The sequence below is a fragment of the Salegentibacter haimaensis genome (assembly GCF_054121495.1).
The window spans coordinates 1-19,274 of record NZ_JBSYGH010000016.1 but is presented as its reverse complement, the minus strand read 5'-3'; the positions used below and the strand labels follow the sequence as shown (position 1 = coordinate 19,274).

General features: G+C 41.0%; 19 protein-coding genes and 1 riboswitch. Of the genes, 8 read left to right on the top strand and 11 right to left on the bottom strand.

Translation table 11 applies throughout. The annotated features are described in order from the left end of the window. Positions 1-79: 79 nt before the first annotated feature. A complete protein-coding gene (locus ACW6QP_RS13530) occupies positions 80-382 on the bottom strand; it encodes a lipocalin family protein (protein ID WP_457911402.1) in 303 nt (100 codons plus the stop codon). Between the two features lie 66 nt (positions 383-448). Between ACW6QP_RS13530 and ACW6QP_RS13525 the strand changes: the two genes are divergently transcribed. After that, a complete protein-coding gene (locus ACW6QP_RS13525; RefSeq protein WP_457911401.1) occupies positions 449-841 on the top strand; it encodes a DUF423 domain-containing protein in 393 nt (130 codons plus the stop codon). Position 842: 1 nt separating this feature from the next. Here the strand turns inward: ACW6QP_RS13525 and ACW6QP_RS13520 are convergent, their stop codons facing one another. From ACW6QP_RS13520 to ACW6QP_RS13490, 7 genes are all read right to left on the bottom strand, one after another. After that, positions 843-1,805, bottom strand: coding sequence for a bile acid:sodium symporter family protein (locus tag ACW6QP_RS13520; protein WP_457911400.1), 963 nt, complete (start codon positions 1,803-1,805; stop codon positions 843-845). Position 1,806: 1 nt separating this feature from the next. After that, complete coding sequence (locus ACW6QP_RS13515) at positions 1,807-2,352, bottom strand: acyl-CoA thioesterase (protein ID WP_457911399.1); 546 nt, start codon at positions 2,350-2,352, stop codon at positions 1,807-1,809. Next, entirely contained in the window at positions 2,345-3,487 is a 1,143-nt protein-coding gene (locus ACW6QP_RS13510; protein WP_457911398.1) for a serine hydrolase domain-containing protein, read from the bottom strand. Before ACW6QP_RS13510 ends, ACW6QP_RS13515 begins: the two co-directional genes overlap by 8 nt. Before the next feature lie 9 nt (positions 3,488-3,496). Then, a complete protein-coding gene (rmuC, locus tag ACW6QP_RS13505) occupies positions 3,497-4,894 on the bottom strand; it encodes a DNA recombination protein RmuC (protein ID WP_457911397.1) in 1,398 nt (465 codons plus the stop codon). Positions 4,895-4,963: 69 nt separating this feature from the next. Continuing rightward, positions 4,964-5,758, bottom strand: coding sequence for an ABC transporter ATP-binding protein (locus ACW6QP_RS13500; protein ID WP_457911396.1), 795 nt, complete (start codon positions 5,756-5,758; stop codon positions 4,964-4,966). Next, the gene (locus ACW6QP_RS13495; RefSeq protein WP_457911395.1) at positions 5,758-6,789 is read right to left on the bottom strand and encodes an iron chelate uptake ABC transporter family permease subunit; all 1,032 of its coding nucleotides are present in this window, start codon (positions 6,787-6,789) and stop codon (positions 5,758-5,760) included. The genes ACW6QP_RS13500 and ACW6QP_RS13495 overlap by 1 nt, the downstream gene beginning before the upstream one ends. Then, on the bottom strand, positions 6,786-7,919 hold the full coding sequence (locus ACW6QP_RS13490) for an ABC transporter substrate-binding protein (protein WP_457911394.1): 1,134 nt from the start codon (positions 7,917-7,919) through the stop codon (positions 6,786-6,788). The genes ACW6QP_RS13495 and ACW6QP_RS13490 overlap by 4 nt, the downstream gene beginning before the upstream one ends. Positions 7,920-7,988: 69 nt before the next feature. Then, positions 7,989-8,255: riboswitch (cobalamin riboswitch) on the top strand. Between the two features lie 32 nt (positions 8,256-8,287). On the opposite strand from ACW6QP_RS13490, the gene ACW6QP_RS13485 reads away from it, so the two are divergent. Beyond that, a complete protein-coding gene (locus ACW6QP_RS13485) occupies positions 8,288-10,120 on the top strand; it encodes a TonB-dependent receptor (RefSeq protein ID WP_457911393.1) in 1,833 nt (610 codons plus the stop codon). A 3-nt stretch (positions 10,121-10,123) separates the two neighbouring features. Then, positions 10,124-11,197, top strand: coding sequence for a YncE family protein (locus tag ACW6QP_RS13480; protein ID WP_457911392.1), 1,074 nt, complete (start codon positions 10,124-10,126; stop codon positions 11,195-11,197). A gap of 72 nt (positions 11,198-11,269) precedes the next feature. Here ACW6QP_RS13480 and ACW6QP_RS13475 read toward each other — a convergent pair whose 3' ends face one another. Further along, positions 11,270-12,739, bottom strand: coding sequence for a S41 family peptidase (locus ACW6QP_RS13475; RefSeq protein WP_457911391.1), 1,470 nt, complete (start codon positions 12,737-12,739; stop codon positions 11,270-11,272). A gap of 119 nt (positions 12,740-12,858) precedes the next feature. On the opposite strand from ACW6QP_RS13475, the gene ACW6QP_RS13470 reads away from it, so the two are divergent. From ACW6QP_RS13470 to ACW6QP_RS13455, 4 genes are read left to right on the top strand one after another with little or no spacing between them, the layout of a single operon-like run. Next, the gene (locus ACW6QP_RS13470; RefSeq protein WP_457911390.1) at positions 12,859-13,374 is read left to right on the top strand and encodes an RNA polymerase sigma factor; all 516 of its coding nucleotides are present in this window, start codon (positions 12,859-12,861) and stop codon (positions 13,372-13,374) included. Then, entirely contained in the window at positions 13,355-13,792 is a 438-nt protein-coding gene (locus ACW6QP_RS13465) for a hypothetical protein (protein ID WP_457911389.1), read from the top strand. Before ACW6QP_RS13470 ends, ACW6QP_RS13465 begins: the two co-directional genes overlap by 20 nt. A gap of 11 nt (positions 13,793-13,803) precedes the next feature. Continuing rightward, positions 13,804-14,331, top strand: a complete 528-nt coding sequence (locus ACW6QP_RS13460) for a DUF4252 domain-containing protein (protein WP_457911388.1) — start codon at positions 13,804-13,806, stop codon at positions 14,329-14,331. Positions 14,332-14,333: 2 nt separating this feature from the next. Beyond that, positions 14,334-14,942, top strand: a complete 609-nt coding sequence (locus ACW6QP_RS13455) for a DUF4252 domain-containing protein (protein WP_457911387.1) — start codon at positions 14,334-14,336, stop codon at positions 14,940-14,942. Positions 14,943-15,002: 60 nt separating this feature from the next. On the opposite strand, the gene purB is transcribed toward ACW6QP_RS13455, so the two are convergent. Continuing rightward, positions 15,003-16,340: an adenylosuccinate lyase gene (purB, locus tag ACW6QP_RS13450; protein WP_457911386.1), complete on the bottom strand. Its 1,338-nt coding sequence runs from the start codon at positions 16,338-16,340 to the stop codon at positions 15,003-15,005. A gap of 75 nt (positions 16,341-16,415) precedes the next feature. After that, on the bottom strand, positions 16,416-17,105 hold the full coding sequence (locus ACW6QP_RS13445) for an SIR2 family NAD-dependent protein deacylase (RefSeq protein WP_457911385.1): 690 nt from the start codon (positions 17,103-17,105) through the stop codon (positions 16,416-16,418). A gap of 115 nt (positions 17,106-17,220) precedes the next feature. On the opposite strand from ACW6QP_RS13445, the gene ACW6QP_RS13440 reads away from it, so the two are divergent. After that, the gene (locus ACW6QP_RS13440) at positions 17,221-19,176 is read left to right on the top strand and encodes a CHRD domain-containing protein (RefSeq protein ID WP_457911384.1); all 1,956 of its coding nucleotides are present in this window, start codon (positions 17,221-17,223) and stop codon (positions 19,174-19,176) included. Positions 19,177-19,274 lie beyond the last annotated feature (98 nt).

Below are 19,274 nucleotides of genomic sequence, written 5' to 3'. Positions count from 1 at the left end.
TTAATTCGATAATTTGGATACTGTTACTACCATCGGTCGATTTCCAAACCTGTTTTTTCTTTTTGTTGGTGGTTACAATCTAGGATTTTGCAAAATCTGAACTTTGACGGGAATCTACATCATAAATTCTAAGAATCTGGTCCTTATAATCCCAGCGAAAACTTTCACTTTGTCCGCTTTGACGATCGAAGAATTTGATCGATAGGTTTTTCTGGCCTGTTCCGTTTTTATTGATTTGAATATCCCCTGCATTTCTTGCACTAAGGTTCTCTCCTTTATAATTATCGATCTCGTAGCGATCTATATTCCAGGAACCAACAATTTTGGGGGTGCAGCTGGTCACTGCCAAACTCAACAATAAAATAATAGTAGCATTTTTCATAAGCTTAAATTTTATTTATAAATATAACCATAAAAATTTTTTGAATCCACTTATCTTTAGCGACCTATGAAAGAAACAGTATTGATATTTGGCGGAATTTTCGGTTGCCTGGCAGTAATTTTTGGAGCTTTTGGAGCCCACGCTCTAAAAAAAAGACTAGATGAAGACCAGTTAAAAAGCTTCGAAACCGGGGTGAAATATCAAATGTATCACGCCTTGATGCTTATAATCTCCGGAATAAGTTTTCCTTTTATCGGGCTTTCGCAGCAGCTTATGGGCTGGTTTTTTATTCTGGGAATTATTCTTTTCTCCTTTAGTATCTACGGATTAGTACTTTCGGGAGTGGCCGGTAAAAAACTCAGATTCCTTGGCCCTGTTACCCCGCTTGGCGGCTTGCTGCTAATTTTAGGCTGGATATTATTTACGATCAATATCGCTGAAATCGCTCTCTATCTGTAATCTATTCTGTTTCTGCTGAAATTTTTCGCTTCCGGTATCGTTCTGCAAAATAGGCCACGACCAGCAGCTGAAGCGAATGGTATAACATAATTGGCAGCAAAAGTAAACCTGTGTTAGCCGAACTTCCGAAGATCACTTTTACCATTACCGAGCCGTGCACCAAAGACTTTTTGGTACCACAAAACTGAGCGGTGATCTTATCGGCAGTTTTAAAGCCAAGCTTATCGCTTAATGCTCCCAGGCCATAATACACCCCGAAAAATATCAAAATCACAATTCCGAAGAGCTTTGAAAGATCGGTAAGGCTCACCGATTGGAAAATATTTGATAAAAATGAGGCGCTGAAGCTGGAATACACGATTAATATGATGGTAGATTTATCGAATAGCGAAAGTTGCTTGCTGTATTTTTTGGCAAATTTCCCCAATATGGGCTGCAGCAATAATCCTATTATTAAAGGTAAAATGATTTGCAGAAAAAGCTTCAGAATAACAGCGCCAAATTCAAATTCTCCCGATTTAGCCATAAAAAAACTCAACCAAACCGGAGTGGCTATAATCCCGATTAAACCCGAGAGACTGGCGTTAAAAATAGCTGTGGGTAGATTTCCTCTGGCCAGCGAAACCATTACAATAGAAGAAGAAACAGTAGAGGGCAGAGTGCCCAGAAAAAACAGTGCCAGCCATAACTGTGAGCCCAAACCTTCTTCAAAAAAAGGTGCAAAGCCCAGGGCCAAAAGCGGAAAAATTACAAAAGTGGTTAGCTGAATTACAATATGAGCCCTGTAATTCAAAAATCCCATTTTGAACTCGGCCGGGGAAAGTTTAAGACCGTAGAACAGGAAAATAAATCCAATTCCAATATCGGTAATGGTTTGCAGGGGTAATAACTCAATTCCCTGCGGAAAAAAATAAGCGATAATGATAGCAACGAATAGCGTTGCAATAAATCCGTTGAACTTCAAATTACCTCTCTATTTTTACTTTATACTCTTCGACCAGGTGAAGGTATTCTTCCGAAATGAAATCGGTTTCATTGAATTCATTTTTCCGCTTCTGTTTCATTTTGTTTCGCTTAATGCTCTTGGCAAAACGCCTTATGTCGTCATCAGACTTTAGGATAAGCCCCGGTACCGCAACCGAATTTCCATTCTCATCTTTGGCGACCATTGTAAAATGAGAAGAATTACAATGTTTTACTTCACCACTTTGAATATTTTCGGCCTCCACGCGAATGCCAATCACCATAGAACTGTTTCCCACGTAATTCACCGAGGCTTTCATCGTTACCAGTTCTCCAATCTCTATGGGACGCAGAAAATCTACCGTATCTACACTGGCAGTAACGCAGTAAGCTCCCGAATGTTTGGAAGCGCAGGCAAAAGCGATCTGGTCGAGTAGGGACAGGATGTAACCCCCGTGAATTTTACCGTTAAAATTGGAATGTGAGGGCAGCATCAATTCAGAAATCAATACCCGTGATTCGTCTACACTTTTAAATTTGTTATTCATCAATCGCCTTATTTACAAGTTGCATAAATTCTTCTAATTTGGAAGGTTCCAGCCAACGGGTTACAATTACCAGCTCGTTTTCGCAATCTATAATTATAAAATTCCCACCAAAACCAGCGGCATAAAAAATGTCCCGGTCTATACCTTCCCATTGTGGAGCTTCAGCCGGGTTTAACCACCACATATACCCATAATTAGGATTCACTTCTGAAGGTTTCAAAGCTTCGGTGATGCGTTCTTCAGAAATTAGTTGCCGGCCATTCCAGTTTCCATTGTTCAGAAATAAAAGGCCAAAACGCGCCATATCTTCAGTGTTGATAAACATTCCTCCCCCCGAATGCCCCCCGCCACTAACCGATTGCATTTGCAATCCGTCTATGATCGTCCAGGAATTATCATAGCCATACCAGCGCCAGGTGGAAGAAGCCCCGATAGGATCCATAATTTCATTTTTTAAAACCTGTGGAAGGGGTTTTCTAAAAACATTCAGCAGGGCATAGGCCAGTACATTTACCCGCACATCATTGTATTTATAATGGGTTCCGGGTTCGTGAAGTTTACGGGCGCGCCATTGATCAATTTGCTGGTCTCTTTCCGGGCGATCGGCCCAGTCATAACTTCCCCATAGTTCTCCACTCCAGTCTGAAGTTTGCTGAAGCAAATGCTGCCAGGTGATTTTTGAATTATGCTCCCCTCTAAAAGTCCCGTCCCACACGTAATTGGTCAGTTTATCATCTGCCGACTCAATTAAATTGTGATCCAGGGCCAGTAAACCGACTGTGGAAAGAAAACTCTTGGTTACACTAAAAGTCATATCTACCCGCTTAATGTCGCCCCAGCTTTCAATGAGATAGCCATTCTTTAAGATCATTCCTGCCGGGCCGCCCCGTTCTTTGGTAGGGCCTAGAAGCTCATGATAAGGTTCGTGTTCAAAACCTTTTAAAATCGCCTGTCGTAAATCTCTTGCTTCTGAATATTCATTATTCTGGGCAAATTCAACTACTTCAGAAAAATCCAAATTATAACCGGAAGCCGGCTTGTCTTCCCAGGTTCCCGCTTCCGGAAAATACTGCTGTGCCTGCAGGCCGTAGTTTAGACCCAGGATTAAGAGAAGCAGAAAGTATTTATTTTTCATAGCGGTATTTTAATTTTCCAGATGCTTTTCACCATTGGCATTATTTAATAGCTTTTGATCAATTTGCTTACTGGCCTTGGCCCCGAGTTTTTTCAGTTTTTCGACTTTGCCTATCAGGTTGCCCTTGCCGGTAAGTTTTTTCATCGCCCCATCGTAGGTGTTTTGCACGGTGCCCAATTGCTTACCTACTTTGTCAAGTTCAGTGGTTAAATTCACAAAACTATCATATAAAGCACCGGCCCGGGTGGCAATTTCTATAGCATTTTGTTTTTGCTTTTCATTTTGCCACATGGTATCTATGGTTTTAAGCACAGCTAAAAGGGTAGTGGGAGTTACCAGGATAATATTTTTATCGAAAGCCTCGGCATATAACCTGGAATTTTCGCTTGAGGCGACCGCAAAAGCAGCTTCTATTGGAATAAACAACAATACAAAATCGGGGCTTTCCATTTTATAGAGCTGATGGTAATTTTTGCGACTCAATTCCTCAATACGCTGTTTCAGGGCAACAAGATGAGCCTTGAGGTGCTGTGGTTTTTGGGTGTTATCCTCTTCGTTGCTAAAGCGCTCGTAAGCATTCAAAGATACTTTAGCATCGATAATCATTTTTTTATCGCCGGGAAGGTGAATAATCACATCGGGCATAAGGCGTTTTCCTTCTTCTGTAGCGAAGCTTTGCTGCACGAAATACTCGCTGTCCTTTTGCAATCCGCTGCGTTCCAAAACCCTTTCCAGAACAACTTCTCCCCAGTTTCCCTGCATTTTGCTGTCTCCCTTAAGAGCCCTGGTAAGATTTACCGCCTCTTCGCTGATCTTTAAATTTTGCTCATTTAGATACTGAAGCTGTTTCCCTAGCTGGGCGTGCCTTTCGATAAAATCATTCGAATTTTTGTCTACTTTTTCTTCGAAGGTCCTGATTTTCTCCTGAAGCGGATTTAATATATTCTGAATATTCTCTTTATTCTGAAGGGTGAATTTTTCAGATTTTTGGTCGAGAATGCGATTGGCCAGATTCTCAAACTCCTTACTGAATTTCTCCTGAAGTTTTTCAACCTCGGCTTTTTGCTCCTTATTCTTCAGCTGAAGATTTTCAAATTCTGAAGTTTTTCGGGTGAGCTCGGTTTGCAATTTATCTTTTTCCTGCCTTATATTTTCCCGTTCCTGTTCAAGTTTCTGAATTTTAGCACCTGCCTCGTTTTTAATTTCCAATACAGCCTCTTTTTGAATTTCTAAATTCCTGTCTAATTGAGCTTTATGTTCTTCAATTTGAAGTGATAGTTGATTGTTTCTCTCCTCGAGTTTTCCAATTTCCGAAGAGCTTTTAAAGCCCGAAAAAATTTTGCCTATAAAAAATCCAAGGCCGAGACAAAGCAGTGCGAGCAGTAGAAAGATTAATGTTTGATCCATTCGGGAAAGGTCTTTGCTCAAAGATACTTATTTGGAGATAATAGACCTCAAAAAGCCCGAGATTCTGGCTTAGTTTTTAATTTTAAAACTGGAACTGGCCTGATCAAAAACGATGAGATCGGGTGGAAAGATTTGCGAAAACGCACCGCTTTTGATTAATCCAGCCGGACTTCCGGTAATTACCTCTTTTTCTTTCATCAAAATAATCCTGTCACATAACTGAATCGCCAGATTGATTTCGTGCGAGGCAAAAACTATGGCTTTCCCGGTTTTCTCACTTAGTTTTTTTAATAATTTAATTACGTAAGCCTTATGATACAGGTCTAAATGGGTAGTAGGTTCATCGAGAATCACCAGAGGAGTATCCTGTGCAAGAGCCCGGGCAATAAGAACTTTTTGTAATTGCCCGTCGCTTAATTCATAGCATTTTTTTTGCTCAAGAGAGCTAATGTCTACCAGTTCTGAGGCTTTTTTAATGCGTCTCAGGTCGTTTTTACTAAGTCTGCCTATCCAATTTGTATAAGGTTGCCGGCCCAGGGCTATAAGTTCAAATACGCTAAGATTCTTTGAAATAGGCTGGGAGGTAAGCACCAGGCTTATAAGCGAAGCCTGTTCGATAGAAGAAATTTTAGAAAACTCTGTCCCCATTATTTTTACTTTGCCAGAGAGCGGTTCCTGAACTCCGCTTAGGCTGCGTAAAAGTGTTGATTTCCCCACTCCATTAACTCCAATGACTGCTACCAATTCTCCTTTATTGATTTCAAAATTTATATCTGAGCTAATGATGTGGGTCTCCTGCTTAGATCGGTAGCCAATGCTTAGGCTTTCAGCCTTTAAAATACTATTTGAGTCTTCCTGTTGCATTAAAATAAAAATCGACGTTTTCTAACCAATAACCAAATCACCACAGGCGCACCAATTAATGAAGTTATGGCATTAATAGGAAGGCTAAAATCGCTTCCGGGCAGTTGAGCGACCATATCACAAATAAGCATTAAAGCTGCCCCGCCTAAAATTACGGCCGGTACCAGAATGCTGTGATTGTTAACATGAATAAGCTGACGGATTAAATGTGGTACCGCCAGGCCAATAAAAGCTATTGGTCCTGCAAACGCGGTAATACTTCCGGCAAGGAGACTGGTTGCCAGTATAATAAGCAATCGGTTTCGCCTTATGCTTACCCCGAGACTTTTGGCATAATGCTCACCTAATAGCAGGCTGTTAAGATCTTTTATGCAGAAGATGGCCAGGATACTACCGGTTAACCAGAACAGGCTCAAAATGCTTACCTCATTCCAGGCTAAATTTCCTATGCTTCCAAACGACCAAAAAACATATTGTTGCAGCTGCGCCGCCGGGCTAAAATAGGAAAGCACACTAACCACGGCAGCTGTAAGGCTGGCAAACATCAAACCTATAATTAGAATTGCCATAGTATCTCTTAGCTTTAAAGAGGCCAGCATTACAGCTAATAATACAAGAATACTTCCCAAACTGGCGGCAATCACCAAACTCCATTTTGATAGCAAAACTGCGGCAAATCCGCCTCCAAATATACCTGCCCCCATAATGACAATGGCTACGCCAAGGCTGGCGCCACTGCTTAATCCTAATACATAAGGCCCTGCGAGAGGATTTCTAAATATGGTTTGCATTAGAAGTCCGCTTAGCGCCAGGCCAGATCCTGTGATGATCGCTGTAATTGCTTTTGGTAACCGGTATTCAAGTACGATGTACCGCCAGGAATCTTTGGTCACCTCGAGGTTGAATATTGAAGCAAACACCTCTTCAAAAGGTATGTTTACCGAGCCTAAACTAATGTTTAAAAACGCCAGAAACACTACCGCTAAGAAAAGCAGGATCAATGAAAAACCATATTTCCTGGAGCTTCTCAATTAATTAAATTTTTGAAAAATACGGCTTCATAATCGGGCAGTAATTCGGGGTGAAAAATAGAAATAAGATCCTTAAGAACCAGGTCGGGCCGTTGAGGAGCCAGTTCAAAATAGGTCACCCCTCCGGTTGCACCTTTGCTTAAACTGGGGCTGTATACTTTTTTGTTTTTCACTGCTTTAAATTGTGAATAGTGTTGTGACTCCTCGAGCAGCTGAGCATAGGAGGTAAAGTGTCCTGAACTTATCCAGAAGTCGGCATCTTTTGATTGCTCAAGTACTTTTTCGAAGGAGAGATTGAGGCTTCCTTCAGCTTGAGTGTCTTTATAAAGATAATTTGCATTGGCATCTTTAAAAAATTTGGCCTGCCAGGAATTTCCCGGTGGCATAAACCAATTATCTCTATACATAGAGCCGCCAAGAACACTGGGCTTATCTTTGGCGGTTAGCGCAAGAGATTTGGCCTCGAGGTATTCGGTTTCAATATTTTTAAAAATACGGGTAGCTTCCTGAATTTTTCCAAAGAAAGCTCCCATAAATTTTATCCATTCGGCCTTTCCCAGGGGGTCATCTTCCATCCAATCGGCATTGTAGACTACGGGAATGCCTGTTTTTTGAATATTTTCAAATGTTCTGTTGTTGCCGTCTATAGCAAAGCCAATCACCACATCGGGTTGAAGTTCAATGAGAGATTCGGTGTTGATATTTTCATTTTTGCCGAGTTCTTTTATCTCCCCGGCATCAATTCGGGCTCGGGTTTTTTCAGAAGAGATATAGTTTAAACCCGGAAAACCTGTGAGTTTTTGCTCTACACCTAAAGCCTCAAGCGCAGGAATGTGCGTGGTAGAGGTCACCACCAGGCTCTTCACCGGAATTTTAATTTTTTGATCATAATCTAAGTCATCAGGAATCTCAGCTTCCGATTCATAAAGCAAATAGCTGAGCGCATCAGCTTCAGGCCAGGGGCTGTGAAGCCTTAAAACGCTGTAGTCTTCAAATCTTTCAATGCTAAACCCGGTGGCATAGTCTATCGCGACCGGCTCAGCTTCCGGAGAAACGGGCTTATCCTGTTTTCGTGAATTTCCGCAGGAGAAAAACAAAAAACTAATCGCTATGATGAAGAAATTTTTCAAAATCTGGAATTTGAGTTCAAAAGTAAGATTATTTAAAAATTTTAGTTGTCAGGAAACTTAAATGTTTATTTTTGGGCTTGAAATTTTGGTTTGACGCTGGTGACTGCCATCGTCAATTAAAAGGGAATCAGGAAAAGTGCGAAGTTAGAAGTTAAAGCTACGAAGTTAACTTCTCTAATTTCAATCTAACAAAGCCTGAGCTGTTCCCGCAACTGTATGCTAAGTCCGCCGTTGGCGGATGCCTGTTGTTAAGCTTCATACCACTGTCCTTTTAGGGATGGGAAGGTAAACAAACAGGACGCGAGCCAGGAGACCTGCCAAATGCAATACTAATTTAACTCTTAGACTTTCGGGATAAAAGTCGGTTGATGATGAAATTAATTCGTTGGCACCTCTTATTACTTGGTTTGTTCGTTTGGCAGGCAGGCCTGGCCCAAACGGCTGAAATTACGCTCCTGGATGAAATTAGCCTTAGCGATGTAGCACTGAAGCGAAACTCCAGGGAACGTAAGATTCAGACGCTGAATGATTCGATTTTGCGCAATAATGACCCGGCTTTAAGTACGCTGCTTAAATTCAATACCCCAATACATTTACGGGAAAACGGATATGGGATGGTGGCCTCGGCTTCTTTTCGGGGAACCTCAGCCCAGCAAACCGCCGTGGTTTGGAATGGAATCAATATCAATTCCCAGTTTACCGGGCAAACCGATTTTAATACCATCGCTACCGGAAATTTCGACCAGGTTGCGATTCGCCCGGGTGGTGGAAGTGTGCTCTACGGAAGTGGTGCCATAGGCGGCAGCATTCACTTAAATAATAAATTAAGTTTCGACGGAAAATTTCAAAATTTCGCCCAACTCCAGGCCGGAAGCTTTGACACTTACAATGCCCTGTACCGTGGAAAAATTTCTACTGAAAAAACCAGCCTTCGACTTAGTGTCTCCCACAATTCATCACGAAACGATTATGAATATTGGGATACGGGGATATTTAATGAAAATGGAGATTTCTTTAACACCGGGCTTAGCGCCTCTGTGGCGCATTGGATAAATGAAACCAATATTCTCAAATTTCACAGCAATTTCTTTAATTCTCAGCGAGCCTTTTCGGGAACTTTAACCGCCCCTTCAAAAAGCAAATTCCGGGATCAAAACAGCAGGAATTTACTGGAATGGAAGGCTCTTTTAGGAAAAATGACCTCATCTTTAAAACTGGCCTACCTGGAAGAGCATTACAAATATTATGAAAACAGGGATCGCGAGGAACATAACTTCGGAAATGCAGGTACAGGTATCATTAAATATGAGTTCAATTACGAGATCAAACAAAATTTGCAACTAACTGCTGTTGGCGATCTCCAAAAAACCAGGGGAGAGGGCAGTAATATTGGAGTAAACTCCAGAAGTATAGGTTCTGCCGCCTTATTACTACAACACCGACTGGGAAAATTCAGTTACCAGGCCAGCCTTCGAAAGGAAGCCACTGAAAATTACAGTTCTCCATTATTGTATGGCCTGCACACTTCTTATACTTTTTCTGAAAATTACCAACTCAGGTTTAGCCACTCTAAGAATTTCAGAATTCCGGGTTTTAATGATTTATACTGGTACGCCGGCGGCAATCTCGAATTGGACCCTGAAACTTCAACCCAATGGGAGCTGGGTCAAACTTACAAATTCAAAAATTTCGAATTCGACCTGGCTGCTTTCTTAATCGATGTTGAAAATTTGCTAAGATGGGTACCGGGCCGGGATGGTTTATGGCGCCCTGAAAATACTGCGAAAGTTCAAAATAAAGGACTCGAAGCCAGTCTTAGCTGGCAAAAACAAATAAAGAATCATCAATTCAATTTTACCTCCAATTATGCATATACCCTAAGTGAGGATGAACAAAGTGGGTTGCAATTAATATATACCCCAATGTATAAACTGGGAGCTTCAGCCGGGTATAGTTTTAAAAGGTTTTCCATGTTTTACCAGTTTATGCATACCGGGGAGGTGTTTATCTCGTCTGATAATAATTACAGTTTGCCTGCTTTCCAGGTCTCTAACCTGGGCCTTGCCTATAGTTTGGGGAAAAATGAGCAATGGCAATTTCAGTTACAGCTTCGCAATCTTTTTGATGCCGAATATATGAATATGCCTGCAAGGCCAATGCCAGGGCGACATTTTAATAGTTCAATCAGTTTTAAATTTTAATTTATGAAATTCAATTTACTTTTCAGGGCTTTTATAGCCAGTGTAATTTTAGGGGCCTGTGCCACCAACGATGATCCTATCGAAATCCCCGAACCTGTTGAGGGCACATTTTCCGAAGGGATATTTGTGCTGAATGAAGGCAATTTTGGCGCCGGGAATTCCTCGGTTTCGTTTCTGGATGCCGATTTTACTGAAATTCAACATCAAATTTTTTCTGAAGAAAATAATAGAGCTTTAGGCGACACCGGCCAGGATATTGGCTTTTATGAAGATTATGCTTTTATCGTGATGAATGTTTCTGCCAGAATTGAAGTGGTAGACCGGCATAGCTTCGAAAGCCTGGGTAGCATTAGTACGGGTCTTGAGAATCCGCGGTTTATTGATTTTTTCGACGGAAAAGCCTACGTGAGCAACTGGGGTGACGGGATGGATCCCAACGATGATTATATTGCGATTTTTGATGTAGAAAGCCTGCAGCCTGTTGCTACTATTGAAGTAGCCGAAGGTCCTGAAAAACTTCTACGGGTTAATAACAGAATTTACGTGGCGCATACCGGCGGATTCAGCTTTAACAATAAATTATCTGTGATTAACCCTCAAACCAACGAGCTGCAGCAGGAGTTGGAAGTGGGGGATGTTCCAAATTCTATGGTAAGCAATGGAGTAAGCCTTTGGGTGCTGTCATCGGGGCTTCCGTCTTATGCAGGGGAAGAAACCCCGGGAAAAATTACTCAAATCGACCTGGTAGATCATAGTATCGTAAATGAATTAGATTTTGAAGGCACACAGCATCCTTCTAACCTAAATCTAGATGATCAATACCTTTATTATACTATGAACGATGAGGTATTTACCATCGATTTATCCGAACAAAATTTGCCCGGTACCGGGATTTACAGTTTCGATAACGAGGGAGTGCTGTATGGGTTTAGCGTAAAAAACCAAAGCATTTTCGCCACCTTTGCGACTTATGATTTTACCGGAAATGGAAAGCTTAAAGTTATTGATATTGCATCTGGCAATGCAACAGACTTTTCTACCGGGATAAATCCTAATGGAATATTTTTTCAGGAATAATTAAAATTAAACATAAAAAAAGTCCCGACCTAATATTAGGTTCGGGACTTTTTTATTCTAGAAATACCCGGTTTATTCCACGTCAAAATTAATACGTGCCGGCACGTTATCAAGATACATTCTTTGGTAATCGGGAGCATCTACTCCGGTCTCAGAAACAACCTGCATAGATGGGCCTTTAACCTCCTGAAGCATTGAACGGTTTCCGGTAATATCGGCAAGGGCTGCGGCCAGTAAAGGCTCACTTTCATCACCTAACACGCCGTAAGACCTCACATATTCCTGCTGTTCTATATCTGGTGTTAAACCATTAATATAGTCGGTTGTACCAATTGCATTAGCCGATTTATACACCAAAGGCTGAATAGCGTATTTGTGATTAGGATTGGCATTTTGACGACCAAAATTAGAGCTGTCGTAAAGAGTTATAGAAGCCTGGAATTTACCAACTGTGGTTGTTCCCACGTGTACCACATCTATATAGGCATCAAGGCCATTAATTACCAACTCACTGGCAGAAGCCGAAGACCCGGTGGCAATGATATACACTTTGGTTAAATTAAGACTGTTGATTAAATCTCCGGTTCTTATCTTATCATTGAACCGGTCTACCAGTCTTTCGGCATCTTCTCTTTCAAAATAATTCTGATAGGTCGCATTCCATTGTTGCTTTGAGAAGATTTCACCTTCAAATTGCCCGGTTATCATACTGGAAAGATCTACCGCGGTTTCTACGTTACCACCTCCGTTATATCTTAAATCCAAAACCAGTTCATCGATTCCTTCGGCCTTAAATTCTGCAAAGGCCTGATTCATTTGCGCATCGAAATCGGCAGTAAAGCTGTTGTACATCAAATAACCAACTTTAAGTCCGTCCACATTAAGGGTTTTTGCGATATATACCGGGTTTGCGGTGTATTCAGCCTTTGAAAGATTAACGGTTTCCCCGGTTTCAGCAATTGCTCCATCATTATTAATATCGGCTAAATGAATGGTAAAATTAGATTGAGCAAGTAGGCTTTGATAATTTGAAACGGTGAGTTGCTGCCCATCGATTTTAGTAAAAACCATCCCGCGTTCTAATCCCTCTTCTTCAGCTGAAGTCCCTGGAAGTACATAGCGCACAGCTCCAAAAAGGTCATTGCCCCCGTTAATTCGGCCTATGGCATAGTTCATTCCGGTAGTGGTGCTGGTACCCTGAAAGCTTTGTTCCAGAGCTACATAATCATCGGTCATAAAGCTAAACCTGTCGAAAGAAGCGGTTAACCCGTTGTAGAAAAGATCTTCAGGATCTTCAAATTCGCTTAACCATTCGTTTCGTTCCTGCTGATTGGCGAAATAATTATCGGCAAGTTCAGGAACATCGGCTTTATAAAGATAAATTTCATTCATTCCATTATACATGAAATTTTCCACATCCAGGTTGCGATCGGGTCCCGGTTGGCCTACCTCATCATCAATAATATCATCTTCGTCTTCGGCGCAGGAGGTAAAAAGCATTCCGGAGAAAAGAAAAAGAAAAACAAATTTGTATAATTTCATAAAATATTAGTTTAGGCGTTAAAAATACTTACTATTAGATAAATTCAAAATATAATTGTTACAAAAACTTAAGTAGTTCGTTATATTCTTAAAGGAGCCGCTAAAACAACCAAACCTATATGAATCAACAGGCTTTTATAAAGCTTATAAACCCCATTAGGGATAAAATGTATCGTTTGGCATTGCGATTGCTTATTTCTAAAGAATCGGCCGAAGACGCCACCCAGGAGGTTATTTTAAAGTTGTGGGACCGAAAGGATAAGCTCAAGCATTATGCCAATATAGAGGCTTTCGCAATGACAGTGACTAAAAACTATTGTTTTGATGAGTTGAAATCTAAAAAGAATGCGAATTTGAAACTGGTGCATTCAAATTATGAGGATACCCAGGTTTCGGTTCATAAAAGTCTGGAATATAATGATGCCCTTGGCTGGATTGATAAAATAGTAAGAGAATTACCAGAACAGCAACAGGTAATTTTTCAGCTTCGGGATGTTGAGGATTATGATTTTGAAGAAATCGCCGAAATTCTGGATATGAACGCGACTGCTGTTAGAGTGAATCTCTCCAGGGCAAGAAAAAAAATAAGAGAAAGTTTAGTGAAAAAACATAGCTATGGAATCACAAAAAATTGAAAGATTAATTAAGAAATACGAATCGGGGCAAACCAGCCTTGCAGAGGAGCGTAGCCTGCGGGAGTATTTTGAATCGGGCAGAGTACCGGCACATTTGGAGTCATACAGGCTTTTGTTTGCCTATTCTGCCAATAAACGCAAGGAAGAATTCACTGGTAAAATGCCGGTGTTGCCTGAAAAGAGGAATACGGGGCATTGGTGGGCTATCGCGGCCGGGATAGCTATTCTTTTAGGAGTGTTTTTATTCCAGGGAAATCCTGAGGGAACTCATACTCCAATGGCCGATGCAGAAAATAATGAAGCCGCAGTAGAGGAAACGCTTAAAATGTTTTCAGAAATACTTAAAGATAGCCGGGAGGATATGGCTTATCTTGCCGAGTTTAGCAAAACCACAAATAAATATATCAAAGACCATTAAATAAATCTATTATGAAAAACCTAATTCTAATTGTATTGATCGCACTGGTATCCCATACGGGTTGGTCGCAAAGCTTCGAAAAATATGAAAATATGAAAGAAGTAGACGCGATGATAATGACCAGCAAGATGTTTAAAATGCTTGCCCGGGTAGACCTTAGCGAAGGCGATCCCGAAGCGCAACAATATATGAAACTCATTGAAAACCTTAACGAGATAAGGATGTTTACCAGTACCAATTCTCAGGTTCGCAATGAGATGACCAAAGATGTAAATGCCTATTTACAGAAGAATTCTCTTGACCAGTTAATGCGGGTGAATGAAAGTGGAAAGAATATCAAGTTTTACAGCAAACCAGGAAAATCTGATAACCACGTTCGCGAACTCTTTATGTATATGGAAGGAGAAAAAGACGGCAAACCAATTTCGGTTATTTTGAGCATCACCGGCGAGATAGACCTGTCTCAATTATCGAGACTTACCTCAGACCTTAAAGTGCCGGGAGCTGAAGAATTAAAAAACATCGAAAATAAATCATAGTTATGAAAAATTTTAAAATCGCCGGGTTCGGCCTGGCCCTGTTGGGATTGGTAGCCTGTCAAAACGAACAGAGCATCCAGGAGTATTATGTAGCTAATCAGGAAAAAAGTGAATTTGTAGCTATAGATGTACCCACCAGTTTATTCGCAAATACCGAATCGCTGAATGCTGAGCAGAAAGAAACCCTGGAGACGGTAAAGAAAATAAATGTGCTAGCATTTCCTTTAAAAGAGTCGGGAGAAAATCACGAGTCTTATGAAACCGAAAAGGAAAATCTGTCTAAAGTTCTACAGAATGAAAAATATCAGCTGCTAATGAAATACGGTTCGGGAACCCGAAAAGCCGAAATCTATTTTACAGGTGATGAAGATGCTATAGACGAATTTATTGTGTTCGGTTTTGATGACGAACGCGGGATGGGTCTGGCCAGGATTTTAGGGGATAATATGGATCCTAAAAGATTGGTTAAGCTTTTGCGTTCGCTTGAAGAAGGTGATATAGATATGCAGGGACTTAAAGGCCTGGCAGGAATGTTTAAAGGCAAGGTAGAAGTTGAAGTTAATGATGGCTACGAGTCATCTACAGCAGCCGACTCTACTTTGGCCAAATAAGGAATTGTTCATTTAAAAAATGAGGCCGTCTGAAGTGTTATTTCAGACGGCTTTTTTTTATTAAATCCCCGTATAGTTTTGAGGAGTGATAGCTTTTAGTTCCTGCTTAACTTCAGCTGAAACTTCCAGGCTTTCTATAAAGTTAGCGATGCTTTCCCGGTTAATTTTTTCATTGGTTCGGGTAAGTCCTTTTAAGGTTTCATAAGGATTTTTAAAACCTTCTCTGCGTAAAATAGTTTGAATGGCTTCGGCAACCACGGCCCAGTTATTTTCGAGATCCTGTTCTAATTTTTCCTGGTTTAGCAACAGCTTATTCAGGCCTTTTAAAGTAGATTTTAAAGCGATAAGGCTGTGGCCTACGGGTACACCTATATTACGAAGTACGGTACTATCGGTTAAATCTCTTTGTAAACGGCTAACCGGAAGTTTTGCTGAAAGATGCTCGTAAATCGCATTGGCAATACCCAAATTCCCTTCACTATTCTCGAAATCTATAGGATTTACTTTATGAGGCATTGCTGAAGACCCGATTTCCCCTTTTTTGATCTTTTGTTTGAAATAATCCATCGAAACATAAGTCCATATATCTCTATCCAGGTCTATAATAATGGTATTGATCCTTTTAAGCGCATCAAAAAGCGCGGCCATATGATCGTAATGTTCAATTTGGGTAGTTGGGAAAGAATAATAAAGTCCCAATTTATTCTGAACAAAATCCTGTCCGAATTTTTTCCAGTTAATATCGCCATAGGCAATTTTATGTGCATTGAAGTTTCCGGTGGCACCTCCAAATTTTGCAGCGTGGGGTACTTCATTTAAAAGATCCATCTGGGCTGCAATTCGGGTGGTGAAAACTTCAATTTCTTTGCCCAGGCGGGTAGGAGAGGCGGGTTGCCCGTGGGTTCTAGCCAAAAGTGGTACTTCGGCCCATTCTTCAGAAAGTTCAATAAGCCTGGTTTGTACCTCTTCAAGGGCCGGAAAATAAACCTCGTCAATAGCATCTTTCAAACTTAAAGGAATGGCGGTGTTATTGATATCCTGGGAGGTTAGTCCAAAATGTATAAATTCCTTGAATTCTTCCAGGCCAATTTTGTCGAATTCATTTTTTAAATAATATTCTACCGCCTTTACATCGTGATTGGTGGTTTTTTCTATCTCCTTCACAGCACGCGCATCTATGCTGCTGAAATTTTTATAAATATTGCGCAGCTTGTCGAAGTTAGAGGCATCTACCTCTTCCAACTGCGGAAGCGGTAATTCGCAAAGAGCGATAAAATATTCAATTTCTACTTTTACCCTGTATTTTATCAGGGCTTCTTCGCTAAAATAGGCTGCAAGAGATTTGGTTTTGGAATGGTATCGGCCGTCTATAGGCGAAATGGCGGTAAGCGGTGTCATGCTGTTGTGTTTGATTTTAAAAACCTCAAAGATACTGCTTCAGAAGCATCTATAAAACCCCAGGGCTTTTTTCTTTCAGGCTTTATCCAACAAATCATCTACTAGTTTTGGTACGCCTGCGACGGCTTTTTCTGCCAGGATTTGGAGATTTTTGCCCGGGTTTATGCCCGGTGAAGGATCGATAAAGTAAATAGGAATTCCTTCAGGAGCAAAATCTACAAGACTTGCCGCAGGGTAAACCTGCATGGAAGTACCAATAATGATAAGAATATCGGCCTGCGCGGTGATTTCAGCAGCTTTTGGAAACATAGGGACTGCCTCTCCAAACCATACCACGTGCGGGCGCAATTGAAAATTATGTTCACAAAAATCGCCGGGATTGATATCCTTTCGCCAATCCATTACCAGCTCTTCATTAAAAGTGCTTCGGGCTTTGAGCAATTCGCCATGTAAATGAGTCACCTTTTTACTACCTGCTCGTTCGTGTAAATCGTCTATATTTTGAGTGATAATTTCAACATCATATTTTTCCTGCAGTTTTGCCAGGGCATAATGCGCGGCATTGGGTTGTACCTCCAAAAGCTGGCGGCGACGCTGATTATAAAAATCAAGCACCAGGGCCTGATTCTTTTCCCAGCCCAGGGGAGAAGCCACTTCCATCACATCGTGACCTTCCCAAAGCCCATCGGCATCTCTAAAGGTTTTAATCCCGCTTTCGGCACTGACCCCGGCTCCGGTTAGAATAACTATTTTTTTGTTTAACATAGTTTAAGTGTGTTTTAAACCAAACTTAACGATTGATTAGGTAAGAAACTACTTATCTAACAATAACTTAGTGGTGAATTTAATATTATACCATTAACAAACCAATTTAAATGTTATGAAAAAATTATTACTAATGGCTTTTATTGCCATGCCATTTTTGTTCTGGAGTTGTGATAACGACGATGATGTCGTAAATCCCACTCCTCCCGAATTTGAGGGAGAATCTAAAGTTTATGAACTAAACGCAGTAGCTAATCCCGATATTTCTGGAACTGCTATTTTTATGGAAAATGAAGACGGTACAACTACAGTTGAAATCGAACTTCAAAACACCCCTGCCGGTGGAACCCACCCGGCACATATCCATTACGGTACAGCCGCTGAAGGCGGTGATATCGCCGTTACTTTTGAACCTGTAGACGGAGATACCGGAATGAGTACTACCGTGGTAACCAGTCTTGATGATGGTACTTCAGTAACTTATGAAGATCTTATCGCCTTTGATGGGTACATCAACGTGCATCTAAGCGCCGATGAGCTGGAGACTATTGTAGCTCAGGGAGATATTGGGGAAAATGAACTAACCGGCCAGTCAAAATCTTATATGCTTGGTGAAAAAGATGTGGAAGGGATTAGCGGAAGCATTCTTTTTGAAGAACGTGTAAATGGAGAAGCTCAGGCTACCATTATGCTGGATAATACTCCTGAAGGAGGAACTCACCCTGCACATATTCACATGGGTACTGCCGTAGATGGGCCTGGAGATATCGCTTTTACTTTTACTCCCGTAAATGGAGATACCGGGATGAGCCGTACGAACGTTTCTATGTTAGATGATGATACCCCGTTTATGTATAATGATATTTTGAGCTATGACGGTTATGTAAATGTACATCTTAGCGCTGATGAGCTAACAACAATTGTAGCTCAGGGAGATATAGGAGAAAATGAACTAACCGGAGAATCAAAAACCTATGAGTTAATGGAAAAGGATGTTGAAGGGATTATGGGAACTGCCACTTTCGAAGAACGTGTAAATGGTGAGGCTTTGGCCACTATTAGTTTACAAAACACTCCCGATGGCGGGATGCACCCTGCTCACATTCATATGGGAGCTGCTGTAGACGGCCCTGGAGAAATAGCTTTTACATTTAACCCTGTAAACGGAACTACCGGGATGAGCATGACCAATGTTTCTATGTTAGATGATGACAGCGAATTTATGTATTCAGATGTTTTGGAATATGATGGATATATCAATGTACACCTTAGCGCCGATAATCTTGGTACTATCGTAGCCCAGGGAGACATTGGAGGAAACGAACTTACCGGGGAATCCAAGACCTATGAACTTAACAGTGTAGCCGTACCGGGAATTGAAGGTACAGCTACTTTTGAAGAGCGAATGAATGGTAATACTCTGGTAACTTTAGATGTAGATAATACAGTTCCCGGAATGATGCATCCTGCACATATTCATTATAATTCTGCTGCTGAAGGTGGAGATATTGCTATTAGCCTGAATGCGGTAAATGGAACTACCGGAATGAGCATGACTAATGTGGAAATGTTGGATGATGAGACAGCAATCACTTACGAAGAGCTATTGAGTTTCGATGGCTATATCAACGTTCACTTAAGTGCTGAAGATCTTGGAACTATCGTAGCTCAGGGAGATATAGGATCTAATGAACTTACCGGAGAATCTGTTTCTTACGATCTAAACTCGGTAGATGTACCCGGAATTATGGGAACCGCTACCTTTGAAGAGCGTATGAGTGGTGAAACCCTGGTAACTATTAGTCTTGAGGGTACCCCCGAGGGTGGAACTCACCCAGCTCATATTCACTTTAATTCAGCTGAAGAAGGTGGAGATATTGCCATTAGCCTTAACCCGGTAGATGGTACCACTGGGATGAGTATGACCCAGGTGATGAGCCTTGACGGAGAAGACGGAGATAACATTAGTTATGAAGGTCTTCTGGAGTTTGATGGTTACATCAATGTACACCTTAGTGCAGATCAATTAGATGTAATTGTTGCCCAGGGAGATATAGGCTCTAATTCTTAATTGTAAATTATATCTTACAACGAGGCCGTCTTAAAAGCTATTTTTAGACGGTCTTTTTTTATTCGTGCTTTAGGCAGTTTTACAATGTTATTGTTTTC